1 protein-coding gene is annotated in these 19,123 nt (G+C 57.7%); it reads right to left on the reverse strand.

Going from position 1 to position 19,123, the window contains the following annotated elements; genetic code table 11:
• Window positions 1-16: 16 nt before the first annotated feature.
• A complete protein-coding gene (locus AABA21_RS03830) occupies window positions 17-18,844 on the reverse strand; it encodes a non-ribosomal peptide synthase/polyketide synthase (protein ID WP_338247662.1) in 18,828 nt (6,275 codons plus the stop codon).
• Window positions 18,845-19,123: the final 279 nt, after the last annotated feature.

A 19,123-nucleotide genomic window follows, 5' to 3' on the forward strand; every position in this document is an offset into this window, starting at 1 on the left:
ATCTCCTTCAGAAAAGTTAATCGATTTTCGTGGAAATGGCTTTCGGCTTGATGCCTTTGAACTTCTTCAAGGCTGATTGGGCACGTTGCTTCTGTGCTCGCTCTTGTTGCTCACGCTCCTCTGGCGTCAGCATCTCCAACGTGGAGATGCGAGCATCGGGATTATTCAGTACGCTTAACACCAACACCTTAAAGTGTTCGGCCAGGCGCTTGATCGTCGCGCCATCAAACAGATCGGTGTTGTAGGTAAAGAGGCCATGTAAGCCGCTCTCAGACGGTGTCATCTGTAAAATGACATCGAGCTTGGAGCCGGTGACTTCTGGTTCAAGGACGGAAACATGAATGTTGCTCAAGGCCTGTGTGCCACTGGCGGGCAGGTTCTGCAGCAAGAACTTCACCTGGAAGAATGGCGAGAGGTTACCTCCCCTGCCGGGGCGAATCTCTTCGACCAGTTTTTCAAAGGGCACATCCTGGTGCACATAGGCCTGCAAGCACATCGTGCGGTTCTGGCGCAATAGTTCGCGGAACGTCGGTTCACCAGAGAAACTGGTACGCAGCACCAGCTGATTGACGAAGAAACCGATCAGGCCCTCCATCTCGGCATGGCTACGGCCCGCGACATCGGTCCCCAGCACAATGTCATCCTGCTGGCTATAGCGCTGCAAGGCCAGTTGGAAGATGCTGAGCAGGGTCATGAACAGGGTCGCGCCCTCGCGCTGACTGAGTTCATGCAATGCCTCGGCAACAGCGGGCGGCAGGGTAAATTGTAGGGCAGCGCCGTTACTGGTTGGCGTAGCCTGGCGGGGACGGTCGATCGGCAACTGCAGGGGGGTAAAACCACTGAGTTGCTGCTTCCAATAATCCAGGTGATAGTTGAGCAAGTCGCCCTGCAGCCATGTGCGCTCCCAGAGGGCTACATCGGCATACTGCACCGGCAAGCTCGCGAGCGGCGAGCCCTGCCCCTGACTGAAAGCGTTATAGAGGACGCTTAACTCGCGCAACAGCACCCCCATCGACCAGCCATCCGAGACGATATGATGCATAGTGAGCAACAGGACCAGTTCGTCTTCGGACGTATGTCCAGGCTCGTGCGCATCGTCGGTGACCGAACTGATCTGCATAGGCTCTGGATCACTACAGTAGACAATGGTGGCGCGGAAGAGGGGGCCAGCGGTCAAATCAAATGGCCGTTGCGCCTCCTCCAGGGCCAGTTGCCGCACCAGCGAGTCGCGTGCATCAGCCTGCAGCTCGCTCAGATCCAGCTGCCGCACCTGGAAGGTATCGGCCGCGTGAATCACCTGCACAGGCTGCTCATCCTGTACCACGAAACTGGTGCGCAGAATCTCATGGCGGCGCACAATCTCCTGCAGGCTGCGCAGCAGAGCAGCGGCATTCAACTCCCCTTTCAAATGGAGGGCGAGCGGAATGTTATAGGCGGCATTAGCAGGCTCCAGCTGATCAATAAACCAGAGGCGCTGTTGCGCGAACGACAGCGGAATCGCCCCATCGCGCGGCATTGACACCAGGGGTGGAGTCGCCACGTGCTGCTTCTCACGCTGAAGCTGCGCGATCTTGACCACCATCCCAGCTACCGTCGGCGCCTCAAAGAGGCTCTTCAGCGGGATCTCAACCTGGAATTCGGCGCGAATACGTGAGATCAAGCGTGTCGCCAGTAGCGAATGTCCACCCAGTTCGAAAAAGTTATCATGCACACTGACGTAATCCAGCGAAAGGACCTCGCGCCAGATGTTGACCAGCAATTCTTCAAGCGGGTTGAGCGCGACCAGGTTCTGTTCACCGGTCTGCTCGATCTGCTCCTCAGGCGCCGGTAAGGCCCGGCGATCGATCTTCCCATTGGGGGTCAACGGCAGCGCTGGCAGCTGCACAAATGCACCTGGGACCATGTAGTCCGGCAGCTTCTGCCGCAGAAACTGCTTGAGCTCGTCTGCCACTGGCACATCGTCTTGCTGAGCGCAGACGATGTAGGCCACTAAACGCTGCTGCGTTGGCACATCCTCGCGTACCAGCACCACATTTTGCTGGATGGCGGTATGTTGCTGCAATGCGGCCTCGATCTCACCCAGCTCAATACGGAAGCCACGGACTTTGACCTGGTAATCGACGCGTCCAACAAACTCAACGGTGCCATCGGGCAGGTAGCGCGCCAGGTCGCCAGTACAGTACATGCGATCACCGGGAATACCGCTGAACGGATTGGGGATAAATGTTGCAGCGGTACGCTGCGGATCTCGCAGGTAGCCGCGCCCCACTCCGGTACCACTGATATACAGCTGGGCTGCGACCCCCATCGGGACCGGCTGGAAGCCCTCGTCCAGAATATACAGGCTGGTATTGGGCAGGGCCTTACCAATGGGCATAATGCTCAGATGTGGCGCTGGAGGCTCTTCAATCACCAGGTGGGTCACATCGTCCGAGCATTCAGTTGGTCCATAGGCGTTGACCAGCGGCAAGCAGCTCTGCTGGCACCAGCGTCGGCAGAGGTCAGCTGGCAGCGCCTCACCGGTAGCCACCAGCCAGCGCAAGCTGCGCAGCTGAGCGTTCAGGCGTTCCGCCGGAATCATCTCAACCATAGCACGCAACAGGGAAGGCACAACCTCCAGGATGCTCAGGCGCGCCTGAGCTACCGCCTGCACCAGGTTTTCCGGATCATGAGCAACCTCGTCGGGCAGGATGTGAACGCGAGAACCGCTGAGCAGGCCCGCGAAGATCTGCCAGACCGAGATGTCAAAGCAGTGTGACGCCGTCTGAGCGATGAGGTCGTATTCGGTAATATCGAGCTCCTCAATCTTCATGAAGAGGTGATTGAGCATGCCCTTCTGGGTCACCATGACTCCCTTTGGCTTCCCGGTTGAACCGGAAGTATAAATGACGTATGCCAGGCGCTGATTATCCGCGTCATCGGGGAGAGCGACCGTGCTCTCTTGCGCAAAGTCCTGCCAGTTCGGATTAAGGCATAGGGTCGGGATCGTGCTGATAATAGGCAATTGATCGCGCAGGTGCGCGTAGGTCAACAGCACCTTTGGCTGCGCCTCCTGCAAGATCGTCTCCAGGCGGCCCTTTGGTGTCGCGAGATCCAGCGGCAGATAGGCTCCTCCAGCCTGGAAGATCGCCAGCATACCGATGACCATCTCAATCGAGCGCGGCATGTAGAGTCCGACCAGCACATCAGGGCCAACTCCCATCGCGCGCAAGCGATGTGCCAGTTGTGTGGCACGCTCTTGCATCTGTCCATAGGTCAGGCGTGTCTGCCCACAGACCAGGGCAATGCTGGTTGGATAGCGATTGGCGTGATTGGCGATCAACTGATGCAGTGAGGTATCCAGGTTGTACGGAACGCGTGTGTGATTCAGGACATGTACGACCTGCACCAGTTCATCACTGGTGAGCAGCGGCAGCTCCGCCACCACAGCTTCCGGTCGCGCCAGGATACCTTCGAGGAGTACCTGCAGATGCTGCAGCAGGCCTTCGGCGACCGCGCTGGAGAAGCTACTGCGCAGGTAGCTCAGCTGGAAGAGGATCTGCTGATTCGGCAACACCTCTAACATCAATGGATAGTTGGTCTGCTCTACAGTGTGATTAAATTGAACGCTCAGCTGCTGTTGAGCATTGGAGCTCTCTTTGAGGCTCGCATCCATAGGATAGCGTTCAAAGACAAACAGACTCTCAAACAGACTGCTACCTCGTGGCACCTCGCTCCAGCCCTGCACGCTCACCAGCGGGCTATATTCATACTGACTGACCTCCGATTGATACTGCTGCAGTTGCTGTAAAACCTCTCTCACAGGCGTTGTGCCGGAGAATTGAGCACGCACCGGCAGGGTATTGATAAAGAGACCGACCATGCGCTCAATATCGGGAACCGCCGCTGAGCGTCCAGAGACCGTTGCCCCAAAGACGACATCGGTCTCACCGCTATAACGGCTCATCAGGATGGCCCAGGCGCCCTGGATCAGCGTGTTCAGGGTGAGCTGCTGCTGCCGACTCAGGCTCTGCAAGCCCTGCGACACCTGTTCAGAGAGCTGCAGCTGACATTTGCCATAGCTGACCTCGCGTACGGCGGCCTGCCCCTTCTCGACGGAGATCGAGGTGGGCGCGGTAAAACCACGCAGCTTCTCGCGCCAGAACGCCTCGGCCCCGGCCATATCCTGCTGCTGCAGCCAGAGGATGTAATCCTGGTACGAACGCACACGTCCCAACACGGGCGCGCGCTGCTGATCAGTGGCCTGATAGCACTCAAACAGGTCCGTTAACAGCACCGGGATACTCCAGCCGTCCAGCAACAGGTGGTGGTAGGTCCAGACAACCTGGTATTGCTCCGGAGCGACCTGACACAGTAGCAGGCGCATCAACGGCGCCTCTGAGAGGGTAAAGCCCTGGAAGCGATCGGCCTTCAGATATTCGGCCAACCGGACGCGCTGCTCCTCGGCCGTGTCTGCCTGCCAATCAACGTTGACTACGGGGATCTGCGCCCGCTGGGATACGACCTGTAGTGGCTCCGAGAGACCTTCCCAGATAAAGCCGGTACGCAGGATGGCGTGACGCTCACCAACCAGCTGCCAGGCACGCTCAAACGCGGCGACGTTGAGCGCCCCCTCAATGCTGAAGCAGGTCTGGATAATATGATCACCACCAACCGGTTCGTAGAGGCTATGGAATAGCAGACCCTGCTGCAACGGCGATAAGGGATAGACAGCTTCCACGTTGCGATTATTCCCCAGCAGGCGATCGATCTGCTCCTGGGTCATGCTGGCCAAGGGGAAATCGGATGGCGTGTAGCCATAGTTGCGCACATCCTGGCACAGCACGATAATCTGACGGATACGCTGCACAAAGTTGTTGGCCAGGTGCTCAATGGTCTGAGCCTGATAATGCGACGAGCTATACGCCCAATCGATGGAGAAGCGGCCATCCATGATACTGGCGGTGATATCGATCAGGTGGGCGCGCAGGTTGTTCTCGTGCTGCGACATCCCACTGGATTCAGGGGCCTCCCCGAAGATGCCATCAGCCTGCACCACCTGGTCAAACTGGCCGAGGTAGTTAAAGCTGATCTGCGCGCCCGGCAGCGTCCGCAATTGCTCCAGGGCCGCCACTTGATCGGTGGGCAGCTTGCGGTCCGGCTGATAGAGATAGCGCAGGGCACCATAGCCAATGCCTGACCGTGGCACCTGGCGCAACTGTTCTTTAATCAGCTTCAAGGCCGTCAGAGGCTGCGTCGCTCCCTGCGCCCGCAGGTCCAGCAGCAAGGGGTATAAGCTGGTAAACCAGCCAACCGACCGAGACAGATCTGTGCCAGGCTGGAGATACTCACGTCCATGGCTCTCGACATTGATAAAGAGGGCACGATTGCCGCTCCAGGATAACAGAGTCAGGGCCAGAGCCGTCAACAGCGCATCGTTGATCTGAGTGTTGAAGGCTGGTGGCACAGACTGCAGCAGCGCCCGGGTCTCTTCCTGGTTGAGAACCTGCCGCACATGCCTGACCGCGGTACTGGTATTGGCACCGATCTGATGATCAGTTGGCAGGCTATGGAACAGATGATCGGTCTGAGCCAGCCAGTACGGGATCTGCGCTATCACCTCATCCTGCCGGGCATAGCTCTGTAGCTGCTCGGCCCAGTGCTGGAACGAGGTCGTCTTCGCTGGCAGCTGCACCGGTTTGTTTTGTAGCAGTTGATTGTAGGCCAGTTGGATATCTTCCAGCAGGATACGCCAGGAGACACCGTCAACCAGCAGGTGATGGATCACCAGGAGTAGGCGCGAGGGCTTCCCGGCACCCAGGTCAAACCAGACAGCCTTCCAGAGTGGGCCCCGCGATAGATTTAGAGAAGCCTGGGCCACCTGGGCCTGCTGCTCAATCGCTTGCTGCAAAGCGTCGCCGCCATATTGACAGACATCTATCTTTTCCAGCACAAACGGTGCGAGCGCCTCTGGTTCCGCGATCGATTGCGTCCAGCGCCCATCGCGATAAGCGAAGCTGGTACGCAAACCATCATGGTGGAGCTGCAGTTGTGCCAGCGCTTGCTGCAACAACGCTACCTGAATATCGGGGCGCACCGTGAGCAGGAAGGACTGATTCCAATGTCGGGGCTCAACCAGGCGCTGCTCAAAGAACCAGCGTTGAATCGGGGTCAACAGCACATCGCCACTGACTATCCCCTGGTCGATCTCATTGACGGTCATCTGACCCTGCCTGGCCAGGACCGTGGCCAGCCCGGCAATGGTCTGATGTTCAAAGATATCACGCGGCGTGAGCTGTACGCCCAGCTCGCGTGCGCGCGAAACGATCTGCAGGCTCAAAATAGAATCGCCGCCGATCTCAAAGAAGTTATCATCAACGCTGATCGCGCGCTCGGTATTGAGCACCTGGCTCCAGAGCTGTAGCAGGAGCTCCTCCTCCTGGTTGCGTGGCGCAACGATATCGCGCACCACGCTCTCCTGATGTTGATCAGGCGTTGGTAGCGCTTTGCGATCAACCTTCCCATTTGGCGTCTGGGGCAGCGCCTGCAGATGCACGAAGAAGGCCGGGATCATGTAGGCAGGCAGGTACTCCTGCAGGTAGCTACGCAAGGCGTTGGTATCGGCGGTGCCGACGATATAGGCCACGATATGCTTGGTGCCGTTCGACTCTTCGTGGACCGTGACCACCACATCCTTTACCTCAGGATGGCGTCGCAGGCAGCTTTCAATCTCACCCAGCTCGATGCGAAAGCCACGGATCTTCACCTGGTGATCAACGCGCCCGATGAAGTCCAGGTCTCCATTGGGGAGGTAGCGCACGACATCACCCGTACGATACATACGCGCCCCTGGACGTAAGCTAAAGGGATCGGGGATGAAGCGCTCGGCCGTCAATTCTCCGCGCCCGTAGTAGCCACGCGCCAGGCCCTCACCACTCAAGTAGAGCTCTCCGCGCACCCCTAATGGAACCTGCTGTAGAAACGCATCCAGCACATACACCTGTGTCCCATTCAGCGGGCGGCCGATCGTGAGGTAGTTGGAGTTCACCAGCGTATAGGTTGAATAGGTCGTATCCTCCGAAGGTCCATACAGATTATAAATGTACTTGATATCGGTGATCTGCTCTAACCCCTGCACCACCGTCATCGGCAGGGCCTCACCGCACATGTTGATGGTCAACACCCCGGCAGGGAACGCCTTTTGCCGGACCAGTTCCGCCGCCGCCGACGGAACGGTATTGACCAGCGTCACCTGATCGCGGTAGGGATGGTGGGCCAGCTCCAGCGCATTCTCCGCGAGGATGACTGTGCCACCGGTATTAAGGGTAACAAAGATCTCAAAGATGGAGAGATCAAAGCAGATCGATGTACTTGCCAGCACACCCCGCAGTTCGGCGTCCGAGTAGGTCCGCCTGGACCACGCGACGAAGCTGGTCGCGCTGGCATGCGTGACCATCACGCCTTTGGGTTTTCCGGTCGAGCCTGAGGTATAGATCACATAGGCCAGGTTCTCCTTCACCACCGCAACCTCGGGAGCGGTGACCGGCTCAGATGCCCATAAGGCGCCGTCGCGGTCGCTACACAACACAGGTAGATTCGGCAGGGCGATCTGCTCCTGCAGCGAGGTCTGGGTGAGCAAGAGCTCCATGTGAGCGTCCTCTTGGATAAAGTGGAGCCGCTCCACCGGATAGTGAGGGTCCAGCGGCACATACGCCGCGCCGGCCTTCAGGATGGCCAGCATGCTCACCAGGAGCGACACGCCTCGATCCAGACACAGGCCAACCTTACTATCGGTTCCGATACCACGTCGACGCAGATAGTGCGCCAGTTGATTCGAGCACTGCTCTAACTCCTCATAGCTCATGCGCTCCGTCGCCGAGAGCAAGGCGGTCTGCTGCGGGGTCTTGCCGGCCTGGTTACTGATTCCATCGTGTAACGTCTGGATGGTCACGGTTCCCAGGTCCGGCCCCTGCCAACTCGCAAACAGAGACTGCTCGCGCTCAGTGAGCAGGCGATAGCGCCCGATGGGATGCTGCGGATCACCAACAATGGCGGCCAGCAACTGCTGGAAATGAACACTCAATCGTTCAATGGTCTCGGGCGAGAACAGTTCGGTGCTATATTCAAAGGAAGCACTCAAGCCATCGCTGGTCTCAGCCACCGTCAGGGTGAGGTCAAACTTGGCGGTGTGCGTCTCAATATCGACCACTCCCATCTCGACCTCAGAGATACTGTCAGCCGAGAACGGCACGTTCTGCAGCATGAAAAGGACCTGGAAGATTGGTGACGAGCTGAGATCACGCGTGGCCTGGACCGCATCGACCATCAGATCGAAGGGCACATCCTGATGCGCATAGGCATTGAGCGTGGTCTCCCGCACCGATCGCAGCAGGTGCTGGAAGGACCACTCCCAGTCCAGCTGTGTGCGCAGCGGCAGCGTATTGATAAAGAAACCGATCAGTGACTCCAGCTCACGCTGCGAGCGATGTGCGGAAACCGTGCCCACGACGACATCGGTCTGCTGGCTATAGCGCGCCAGCAGCAGCTGGAAGGCCGACAACAGCGTCATGAAGAGGGTCGCCCCCTCCTCGCGGCTGATGCGATGCAGACCGGCCAGCACCTCGGGCTCCACCACAAAGCCCAGCTTCGCTCCCTGACGCGTCATCACCGCCGGACGCGCATAGTCAGTCGGCAGGTTTAACGGCTCAAGGCCGGCCAGGTTCTCCTTCCAATACTGCACCTGGGTCTGGATCACCTCTTTCTGCAACCAGTTACGTTGCCATAGAGCATAATCCGCGTATTGCAGAGTCGGCTCGGGCAAGGGAGAGGAAAGTTGCTGGTTAAAGGCGGTGTAGAGCGTCGTCAATTCCTGGATCAGGATACCAACGGACCAGCCATCGGCCACAATATGATGCATGTTGAGAACCAGAATGTGCTCCTGGGCGGAAAGCGCGATCAGGAGTGCCCTGAACAGTGGGCCCTGCTCCAGATCAAAGGGACGCTGCAACTCTACCTGGACCAGCTCAAGCGCCTGCGCTTCTTCATCCAGACCTTCCTGAGGCAGGATGGTCAACAGAGGAAGAGAAAACCGCTCAGCAGGCGCGACACGCTGGACCGGCTGGTTGTGAACGGTTGAAAAGGTCGTACGCAAGCTTTCATGGCGCCGCACAATCTCAGTTAAGGCAGACTCCAGCAGGCCGAGCTGGATCTCGCCTTTGAGCCGGACCACCAGCGGCAACGAGTAAGCTACGCTCTCTGCATCCATATGATGCATGAACCAGAGGCGCTGCTGCTCAAAGGAGAGCGGCAGGTGCTGTGGCCGCTGCTCAACCGCCGCCAGGGCAGGGGCCAGCGTATTGGCCTGCGTCCGGCGCATCTGCTCAAACATGACCGCCTGCTCGGCGATCGTGGGAGCATCAAAGAGGGCGCGCAACGGGATCTCGATCTGGAAAGCGTTACGCAGACGCGAGACCAGCTGAGAAGCCAGCAGCGAATGCCCACCGATGGCGAAGAAATTATCCTCCACGCTGATATGCTCGCGTTCAAGCACCTCGCACCAGCAGGACAGAATAATCTCTTCATTCAAGGTGCGCGGCCCCACAGAGGTCCGTGAAGGTTCCTCAACGATGTCCATGGCCAACAAGGCCTTGCGATCAACCTTGCCATTGGGCATGAGTGGCAGCGCTGGCAGGCAAACGAAATGATTCGGGATCATGTATTCAGGCAACGCCTGTCGCACCAGCGCGCGTAGTTCCTCGCCGCTCACCTGTCCCGATGCTACAGCCAGGTAGGCGACCAGCTTTTTATTACTCGCCCCCTCACCGTGAACCAGCACCACATTCTCGTATACCGCCTCGTGCTGATTGAGGGCATTCTCGATCTCACCCAGCTCGATGCGGAAGCCACGCACTTTGACCTGATCATCGGTACGTCCCAGGACCTTGATCTCCCCATTGGGCAGGTAGCGTACCAGGTCGCCCGTCTTGTACATGCGAGCTCCGGCCTGGGCGTTCCATGGATCAGGCAAAAAGCGTTCCGCCGTCACCCCTGGCCGATTGAGATAGCCCCGGCTAACGCCCGCACCACCGATATAGAGCTCCCCGGGCACCCCCAATGGCACCGGCTGCAAGGCCGCATCCAGCACATAGGCGTAGGCATTAGCGATCGGCCGGCCAACGGTGACCTCTTGCGTGCCGGTCTCACACCTGGCGAATGTGCACAGCACGGTAGTCTCGGTCGGACCATATTCATTGACGAACTGGCCCTGTCCTATCCAGCGTGCAAGCAGATCAGGAGTCCAACGATCTCCGCCCGTGATCACTGTTTCCAGATGGGGAAGATCTTGGTTCGACAACGCCTGCAGAACTGATGGCGGGAAACGCCCCGATGTGGCTGCATACTCCTGTATCAGCGCGTGCAGGCCATCACCAGGGATCATCAGATCTTTCGGCACCAGGCATAACCGCGCGCCACTCACAAGGCTCGTGAAGATGTCGGCAATCGACACATCGAAGCTAAGGGACATATATTGCAGCACCCGACTCTCAGGGCCCAGATTGTAGACTGGCTTCACGGCCTGAACCAGGTTGAGCAGATTTCCATGTTCAACCAGTACTCCCTTTGGTGTGCCGGTTGAGCCAGAGGTATAGATGGCGTACGCCAGATTGTGGTTGCTGACGACACACATCGGATCACCTGTACTATAAGATGCGATCTCAGGCCACGATGTATCCAGATTGACAAACATCGCATCAGCGACCTGGGCGGGCTTTTCGACCTGTTCCATACTCAGCACCACCGCCACCTGAGAATCATTGATCATAAAGGCCAGACGCTCAGAGGGATAGGACGGATCCAGAGGCAGATACGCTCCCCCGGCTTTTAAGACGCCCAGGATCGCGACCAGGGCCTCAGGTGAGCGCTCGATACTGATGCCGACCAGCGTATCGGGTCCGACCTGATGACGCGCACGTAGATAGTGCGCCACCTGGTTAGCCCGCGCGTTCAGCTCCTGGTAGGTCACCGTACTATCACGATAAGCGAGCGCGATGGTCTGGGGCTGCAAGCGTACCTGCCTCTCAAACATCTCCTGCAAGGTTTCAGTTGACAGGAACTCAACAGCGGTCTCATTCCATTGCGCGAACAACTCCTGTTCCTGAACGGAGAGGATAGCGAACTGGTTCAGGCGCAGCTCCGGGCTCTGCACGATCCCCTCCAGCAGCAGCTGCCAGTGCTGTAAGAAGCGCTGGATGGTCTGAGCGGTGAACAGGTCCGTGCTGTACTCGAGCACACAATTGAGCGTCTTGCCGGTTTCGGCCACCGAGAGGGTCAGGTCGAATTTGGCGGTACACTTTTCGTTCTCGACAGGCGTGACAACCAGATGAGCCGGGGCGTTGCGCGCGGCGACCGCGTGCTGGTAGACAAACATGACCTGGAACAGGGGCGAGCGATTCTGCTCGCGCTCTGGCTGCAGTGTCTCGACCAGCTTCTCAAAGGGGAGATCTTGATGCGCATAGGCATCAAGCGTGGTTTCGCGTACACGCTGCAGCAGCTCCAGGAACGCCGGATTGCCGCTGAGATCGCTGCGCATCACCAGCGTATTCACAAAGAAACCAATCAACTTTTCAATCTCTTGCTGACCCCGATTGGCGACCGGTGTGCCCACGCTGATATCCAGTTGCTGGCTATATTTCGAGAGCAGAAGCTGGAATGCCGCCAGCAGGGTCATATAGGTAGTTACCCCGGCCCGCTTACTCAGGTTCTGGATACGTTGATACAGGGTCTCAGGCAAGGTTATTGCTTGCCGCAGGCCCTGGCCAGACGAGACATCCGGTCGCGCAAAGTCAGTTGGCAACTCAAGGGGCTGGACATCCTCTAGCTGTCGCCGCCAATAATTCAGCTGATATTCTAAGACCTCACCGCGCAGCCAGTTGCGCTGCCACAACGCGTAATCGGCGTATTGCACCGGCAGCTCAGGCAGATGAGCCGTCTTCCCGGCAATGTTGGCGCTATACAGCGTGAAGAACTCGTCCTCGAATACGCCCATCGACCAGCCATCCCAGGTGATGTGATGGACGGTCATTAAAAAGATATGCTCATTCACCGCTAGCTTGATACAGCTGGCTCGCAGCAGTGGGCCCGTCGCCAGGTTGAAGGGGCGCTGCACCTCGGCCTGGACCGTATTTTGTACAAAGGCATACTGCTCCCACGGCGTCTGCTGGCTGACATCAAAAACAGTGAGCTGCAGATCCACCTCGGACGCGATACTCTGCACAACCTGTCCGTCACGCTCGACAAATGTCGTGCGCAGGCTTTCATGGCGCCGTACAATCGTCTGCAGGCTAGCCTCCACGGCTGCCAGGTTCAATTCTCCCTGGATGCGCAGCACAATGGGACTGTTATACGCCGCGCTCTCGGGTTCTAACTGATGGAGCAGCCAGAGACGCTGCTGCGCAAAGGAGAGCGGCAGATCCTCCCGTTCAAGCACCGGTGTCATCACCGGGGGCTGATGCTTGCGACTGGCCTCTTGAATCCAGCGCGCCTGCGCGGCAACGGTAGGATACTCAAACAAACAGCGCAGAGGCATATCGACATGCAGGACCTGGCGAATACGTGTCAGCAGCGTGGTCGCCAGCAACGAATGACCACCCAGCTCAAAGAAGGAGGTCTCCACACTGATACTCTGCACACCCAGGACCTGGGACCACAGTTCCACCAGAGATTCTTCAATAGGATTGCTCGCGGCGATGAAGGTATCAGGGGTGACGTTGAATTCCGGCTCCGGCAGGGCTTTATAATCCACCTTCCCGTTTGGAGTCAGTGGCAGCGTATCCAATTGGAGAAAGGCGGAGGGCAGCATATATTCCGGAAGATGCTGCGCCAGGAAGTCTTTGAGCAGGGGAACATCGCAGACCGTTCCGGGCTTCGCCAGTAGGTAAGCAACGATCTGCTTTTGCCCCGATGGAGTGGTACAAACGCTGACCACGCTCTCTTCCAGATCAGGATACTGTGCCAGCACGGCTCCGATCTCACCCAGTTCGATACGGAAACCTCGTACCTTGACCTGGTCATCGGCGCGACCCTGAAACTCTAACTGGCCATCGGGTAGAAAGCGCGCCAGGTCACCGGTGCGGTACAGCCGGGCGCCCAGCTGGTGTTGGTTATAGGGATCGGGAACAAAACGTTCGGCGGTGAAATCCGGTCGGCCCTGGTAGCCGCGCCCAACGCCTGCGCCACCGATATAAAGCTCGCCAACCACACCCAGCGGAACCTGCTGCAGGTTCTTATCCAGCACATAGACACTGCTGTGCGCCACCGCTCGCCCAATGCTGGGCGCGCGCCCGATGTTCTGCTCCAGATCCTCTACCTCGCCCGCGGTGGCCAGCACAGTGGCCTCCGTTGGGCCATAGTGATTGACCAGCGTGAATGCTGTACCGGCCTGTGGCCTCCGCTGGAGCGCATCACCACCGGTCAGCAGGATGCGCAAACTGCAGTTCCCGGTATCCTGAACCAGGAACTGCTCGGCCAGCGGTGTCGGCAAGAAGCTCAGCGTAATCTCCTGCTCAACCAGCCACTGCTGAAGCAGTTCCGGCGAGAGCCTGGTCTGCTCATCAGGAACAAACAGGCTCGCGCCAGCCGTCAGATACGGCCAGACCTCCCAGACGCAGGCATCAAAGGCCACACCGGCCAGCTGCGTCGCCCGGTCAGCGGTGGTCACTGCGTAAGCTTGCTGATGCCAGAGCACCAGGTTGAGCAGGTTTTCCTGCGTAATCTGCACACCCTTGGGACGACCAGTTGAGCCAGAGGTATAAATGATGTACGCAAGATTGTCCGGACTCGCAACAACCGGCGGATTATCTATCGCGTTCCCGGCCAGCTCATCCCACTGCGTATCCACCAGCCAGACCAGTTCAGCCGCTGTGGATAGGTCAGGCGCCAGAGAGGAAGCGGTCAGCAGGATGCGCGCGCCCGCATCCTGTAGCATATACGTGATGCGATCAGTCGGATAGGCTGGATCAAGTGGTAGGTAAGCGCCTCCGGCCTTCAAAACAGCTAGCATGGCGACAAACATATCGAGAGAACGAGGCAGGCAGACCGCCACAACCGCCTCTGGCCCGACATTATGGGCGCGCAAGAAATGGGCCAGTTGATTGGCGCGACTATTGAGCTGTGCATACGTCAATTCCCCGCTAAGAGTGCTGACAGCCAGCGCCTCCGGACGCTGAGCGGCCTGCTGCTCTACATATTCCTGCACCAGAAAAGTGACCTGGAAGGGAGAGGTGGCCTCATTCCACTCGTCCAGCGTTTTCTGGGTACGAGGCGACAGGAGCGGTAGCCCACCGATCGGGCGATCAGGATCGGTCACAATCCCGTTGAGCAGTACCTCAAACTGCGACACAAACTGCTCGATGGTCGCAGCATCAAACAGATCGGTATTATAGATCAGCGTCCCCTGCAAACTTCCAGGCGTCTCCCACATGTGCAGTTCCAGATCGACCTTGCTGGTCGCTTCCAGGGTATTGACCGGGCTAAGCAGCAGTCCGGGTAGACTCAGTTCCGCCTGAGGAGTATTCTGCAGGCTGAAGCTCACCTGGAAAAGCGGATTCACACTGAGATTGCGATCTGGATGGAGCTCCTCTACAATCTTCTCAAATGGCAGATCCTGGTGGGTAAAGGCCCGCAGAGCCGTCTCACGCACCTGCTGCAGCAGGTTGGCAAAGGTAGGATTGCCAGAGAGGTTACTACGCAAGACCAGCATATTGACGAAGAACCCGATCAGCCCTTCGATCTCTGCCCGATTGCGGTTCGCGATCGGCGAACCAACACTGATATCTTCCTGACCACTATAGCGAGCCAGTAATACCTGGAAGGCCGCCAGCAGCGTCATGAACAGCGTCGTACCAGAGGTGCGGCTCAGATCCTGCAGCTTCTGCTGCAATGGGCCCGCGAATGTAAACGGGAAATGACGCGCGTGGCCGCTGGAGAGCGCCGGTCGCGGTCGATCGGTCGGCAGATTCAGCGTTTCCACATTCCGCAACTGCTGTTTCCAGTAATTGAGATGGGCCTCTAACACGCCACCCTGCAGATAGTCCTGTTGCCAGGCCGCGAAATCAGCATACTGGATAGGGAGAGCAGGCAATTGGGTTGCGACACCCTCAACGTGCGCCGTATAGAAATGCGACAGCTCAGACAGGAAGATGGTATTGGACCAGGCATCCGAAACGATATGGTGCATGGTCAGAACGAGTACATGCTCGTTATCCGCCAGCGCGAACAGTTGCGCACGCAACAGAGGGCCTGTGACCAGGTCAAATGGCTGATTAACACATTCGCCAATGAAACGCTCCAGGGCTGTATCCTGATCGGCCTGCTGGCCACCCTTCGCATTCAGCACGGTGATGACCGGAAGCTTCAGCGATACCGCATCATGAATCACCTGCACCGCCTGGCCATCAACCATATCAAAGGTCGTACGCAGACTCTCATGGCGCTGAATAATCTCATTCAAGCTATATTCAAGAGCGGCCACGTGCAGGGTACCAGTTAAACGCAGCGCGAAATGCTTATTATAGGCGATGTTACCAGGATCTAACTGATCAAGGAACCAGAGACGCTGCTGCGCGAACGAGAGCGGGAGCACCTGATCACGCGAGATGACAGGGATAGCAGCCGCCTGGCGCGTCTCTTGCTCACCCCGAGTCCGCGCTAACAACTCATCCACACGCTGAGCAAGACCAGCCACGGTCGGCTCTTCAAACAGCTTCAGGATCGGGATCTCGACGCCCACCGCTGTACGGACACGCGAGATGATCTGCGTGGCGAGCAGTGAATGGCCACCCAGCGTAAAGAAGTTGTCAAACACCCCCACACGTTTCACATGCAATACGTCCATCCAGATGCCTTCCAGGAGCTCTTCGAGCGCACTGCGCGGGGCTACATAGAGATCGGTAATCACCGGCAACGTCTCTTCAGGCTCTGGCAACCGGCGGCGATCGATCTTCCCGTTCGCAGTCAATGGCAGCGACGCAAGCACAACAACCGCTCCGGGAACCATATAGGCGGGCAGCCGCTGCCGGGCAAAGGTGATCAATTCAGCCGAATCGAGGGACTGGGCATGCTTCAGGACCACATAGGCCACCAGCCGCTGCTCTCCAGACAGATCTGTCCCCAGCAGAACCACGCTTTCCTGCACCTGCTCATGCTCGCGTAGCACCTGCTCAATCTCACCCAGCTCCACCCGGTAGCCACGGATCTTCACCTGCGAGTCGGCGCGTCCCAGAAACTCAATCTTCCCATCTTCCCCGTAGCGTGCCAGGTCACCGGTACGGTAGAAGCGCCGCGGCTCCTGCTGCGACCAACCCAGCTCAACAAATCGGCTAGCCGTCAACTCGGGCTGATTCAGATATCCCTGCGCCACGCCCGCGCCCGCGACGTACAGCTCACCAGCCACCCCGGGAGGCACCAGCTGCCCACCCTGATTCACGACCACTACATTGATATTATTCAATGGAAGACCCAGAGGCAGCACCGCGGCCTTCTCCGTCTGCTTCCACGCTTGCTGGACCGGGCCAAGCCTGTTGACCAGCACGCCGATCGTGGTTTCGGTCGGGCCATAGTGATTGATGACCTCACAGGTGGCGCCGCATTCAGCCAGGCGCGCCAGGAGCGTTCCAGTTAAGGACTCGCCGCCCAGGATCAACTGCTGACGAGGCAGAACGGCTGCCCCGTTATCGCTGGCGGCAAGCAGGGCATGTAAGTGCGACGGCACAATCTTTACCACATCAACTGGATGATCGTGCACATACTGCGCCCAGAGCTGGGCCGAGGTGACCGTCTCGTAATCCAGCACATGCAGACATCCCCCTGAGACCAGCGAACCAAAGATCACGGTATTACCGAGATCGGCGGCCAGGGTTGAGACGGTCGCGAACTGCCATCCGGGCTGCCAGTTCAATTGCTGCTGCAGGGACTGGATATAATTGCTCACATTCTGATGCTGCACCAGCACGCCTTTGGGCGTTCCAGTTGAACCGGAGGTATAGATGACGTAAGCTAAATCGGTTGGTTGCAGCGCGACATTCAGGTTTTCCACAACCTGGGAGTTCAACGCATATTGATAGGCCTCAACCGGCAGAATATCAAGCTGAGCATCAGCAAAAAGATCCTGGTACGCATTCTGAGTAACCACCACATTGACCGCCGTATCTTTGATTTGATACGCCAGGCGTTGCGCGGGGAGATGGGGATCTAAGGCGACATACGCGCCACCGGCCTTCAAAATCGCCAGCAGACCAACGAGTGTTTCGACCGAGCGTGACGCACACAGACCGACCAGAACATTGGGGGCAATTCCTCGCTTCTGCAAGGCCACAGCCAGGCGATTCGCCCAGGCATTCGCCTCCCGATACGTGAGCGTTCCACTGGTACCGGTACAGGCCGGCCACTCTGGATGTAGCTCGACCTGTGCCTCAAACAGCTCAACCAGTGTGCGATTGTCAAACGCGGTCCGAGAACCACTAAACTGCTGCAGCAGGTCCACTTCTTCAGCCGGTGAGAGCGACGCCAGGCTCTGGAGCGCGACATCTTGATGGGCCAGGGCATTGCCGAACAGGGTCAGAAATGAGGCCACCAGATTCTCTACTTGCTGGGCCGTATAAAGACCGGCATCAAAATGCAGGCGCAGTTGCAGTTCGCTCTGCAGCTCAATCGCCTCTAGCTTCAACGCGAACGGCTCAGAATGGCTGGCGATAAGATCAACCAGCTCAAAGGCGCCAGCTGTATTTTGCGCCTGCTGGACACGGGGTAGATAAGAAAAATGGGCGGGGAAGGTAATGCCGCGATCAATATTGAGCTTCTCCCATGAGAAGTACAGTTGTCGCTGCTCCATCTCGGTCGTGGTCAGCGCGACCTGCCGAACCAGTTGTACAAAGGTAACAGTGGCATCGACAAAGGTGGTAAAGGGGAGGACGCGCGTATACAGCCCAAGCGCCCCCTGCAGCTCTTCATAACTGCGTCCTGTATAGGCGACGCCTGTAACGAGCTCATCCTGATTGCTCATACGGGCCAGAAAGAGCTGCCAGCCCGCCAGCAAGACATTTTCTACCGTCACCTGTAACGCCTGCGCGGTCTCCTGCAGGGTCGCATACAGATCTGACGCTATAGAGAAGCGATATGCCCGCGAGGAGAAAACCGAGGCGGACCGTTTCTGCCCCGCAGGGCCAGCAGGCACATAAAATCCATCGAGCGCGGAAAACTGGATGTGCTGCCAGAAGGAGCAATACTCCTCAGCCTCATCCTCTTCAAACAATTCGTTCTGCCAGGCGGCCACGTCGGCGTACTGTAACGGCTCCTCCTCGTTGGTCACCTCTCCAAAGAGGCAAGCTTGATACTCCTGAGCCAGTTCGTCGCTAAACGCCTGCAGGCTGGGCCCATCCGCACACAGCGCGGGGAGCGACACCAGTAGATACGCCGTATCCGTAGCCACAAACTGGAAGAGGTGGACAGAAAGTAACGGTCCCTGCTCCAGGTTGACATTCTGCTGAAGAGATGGAAGCAACGACTGAATGTGAGCCATCTGTGCCGTCACGGCCATCGGTTCCACAATCTCTGTTTGCTGCCAGCAGAACTCAGGATCTCCCACAATCTGCATTGGAAAATCCATCCCAGGCAGGGAACGAAATACCGTATGTAAGATTTCGTGTCGCTCAACCAACTGCCGCAGAGCACGCTGCAACACCGGTGCCTGGAGCGAACCGTTGAACGAGATGACGCCTTGCACCAGGTAAGCATGCTGGTTTTCCTGAGAAAAAGGCCAGAGGCGTATTTGCTGCAGTGAGAGGCGTGAACCGCGTAATGATACCTCCATAATACCAATCCGTTCCTTTACTTTTCAAGCAGAATGAGGACATAATGCATACCATACCTATTTCTTATGCCCATCAATCGAGGTTTTCCTACAGATTTCCTAGATGCATACATAAAGAAGAGTAGTCAATTTGAGCAAAGAATACTTGCCCTCAAAAGCGTATTTTTTCTGCATTTATAAGGGATATGGATATATTTGAGGAGGTTGAGGATGAAGGGAGTGAGAGGATAGCAGAGCAAGGAGGATGGTGGTTCCACGCAACATGTAAAGTACCCAGTA

The sequence above is a fragment of the Dictyobacter halimunensis genome, from assembly GCF_036245075.1.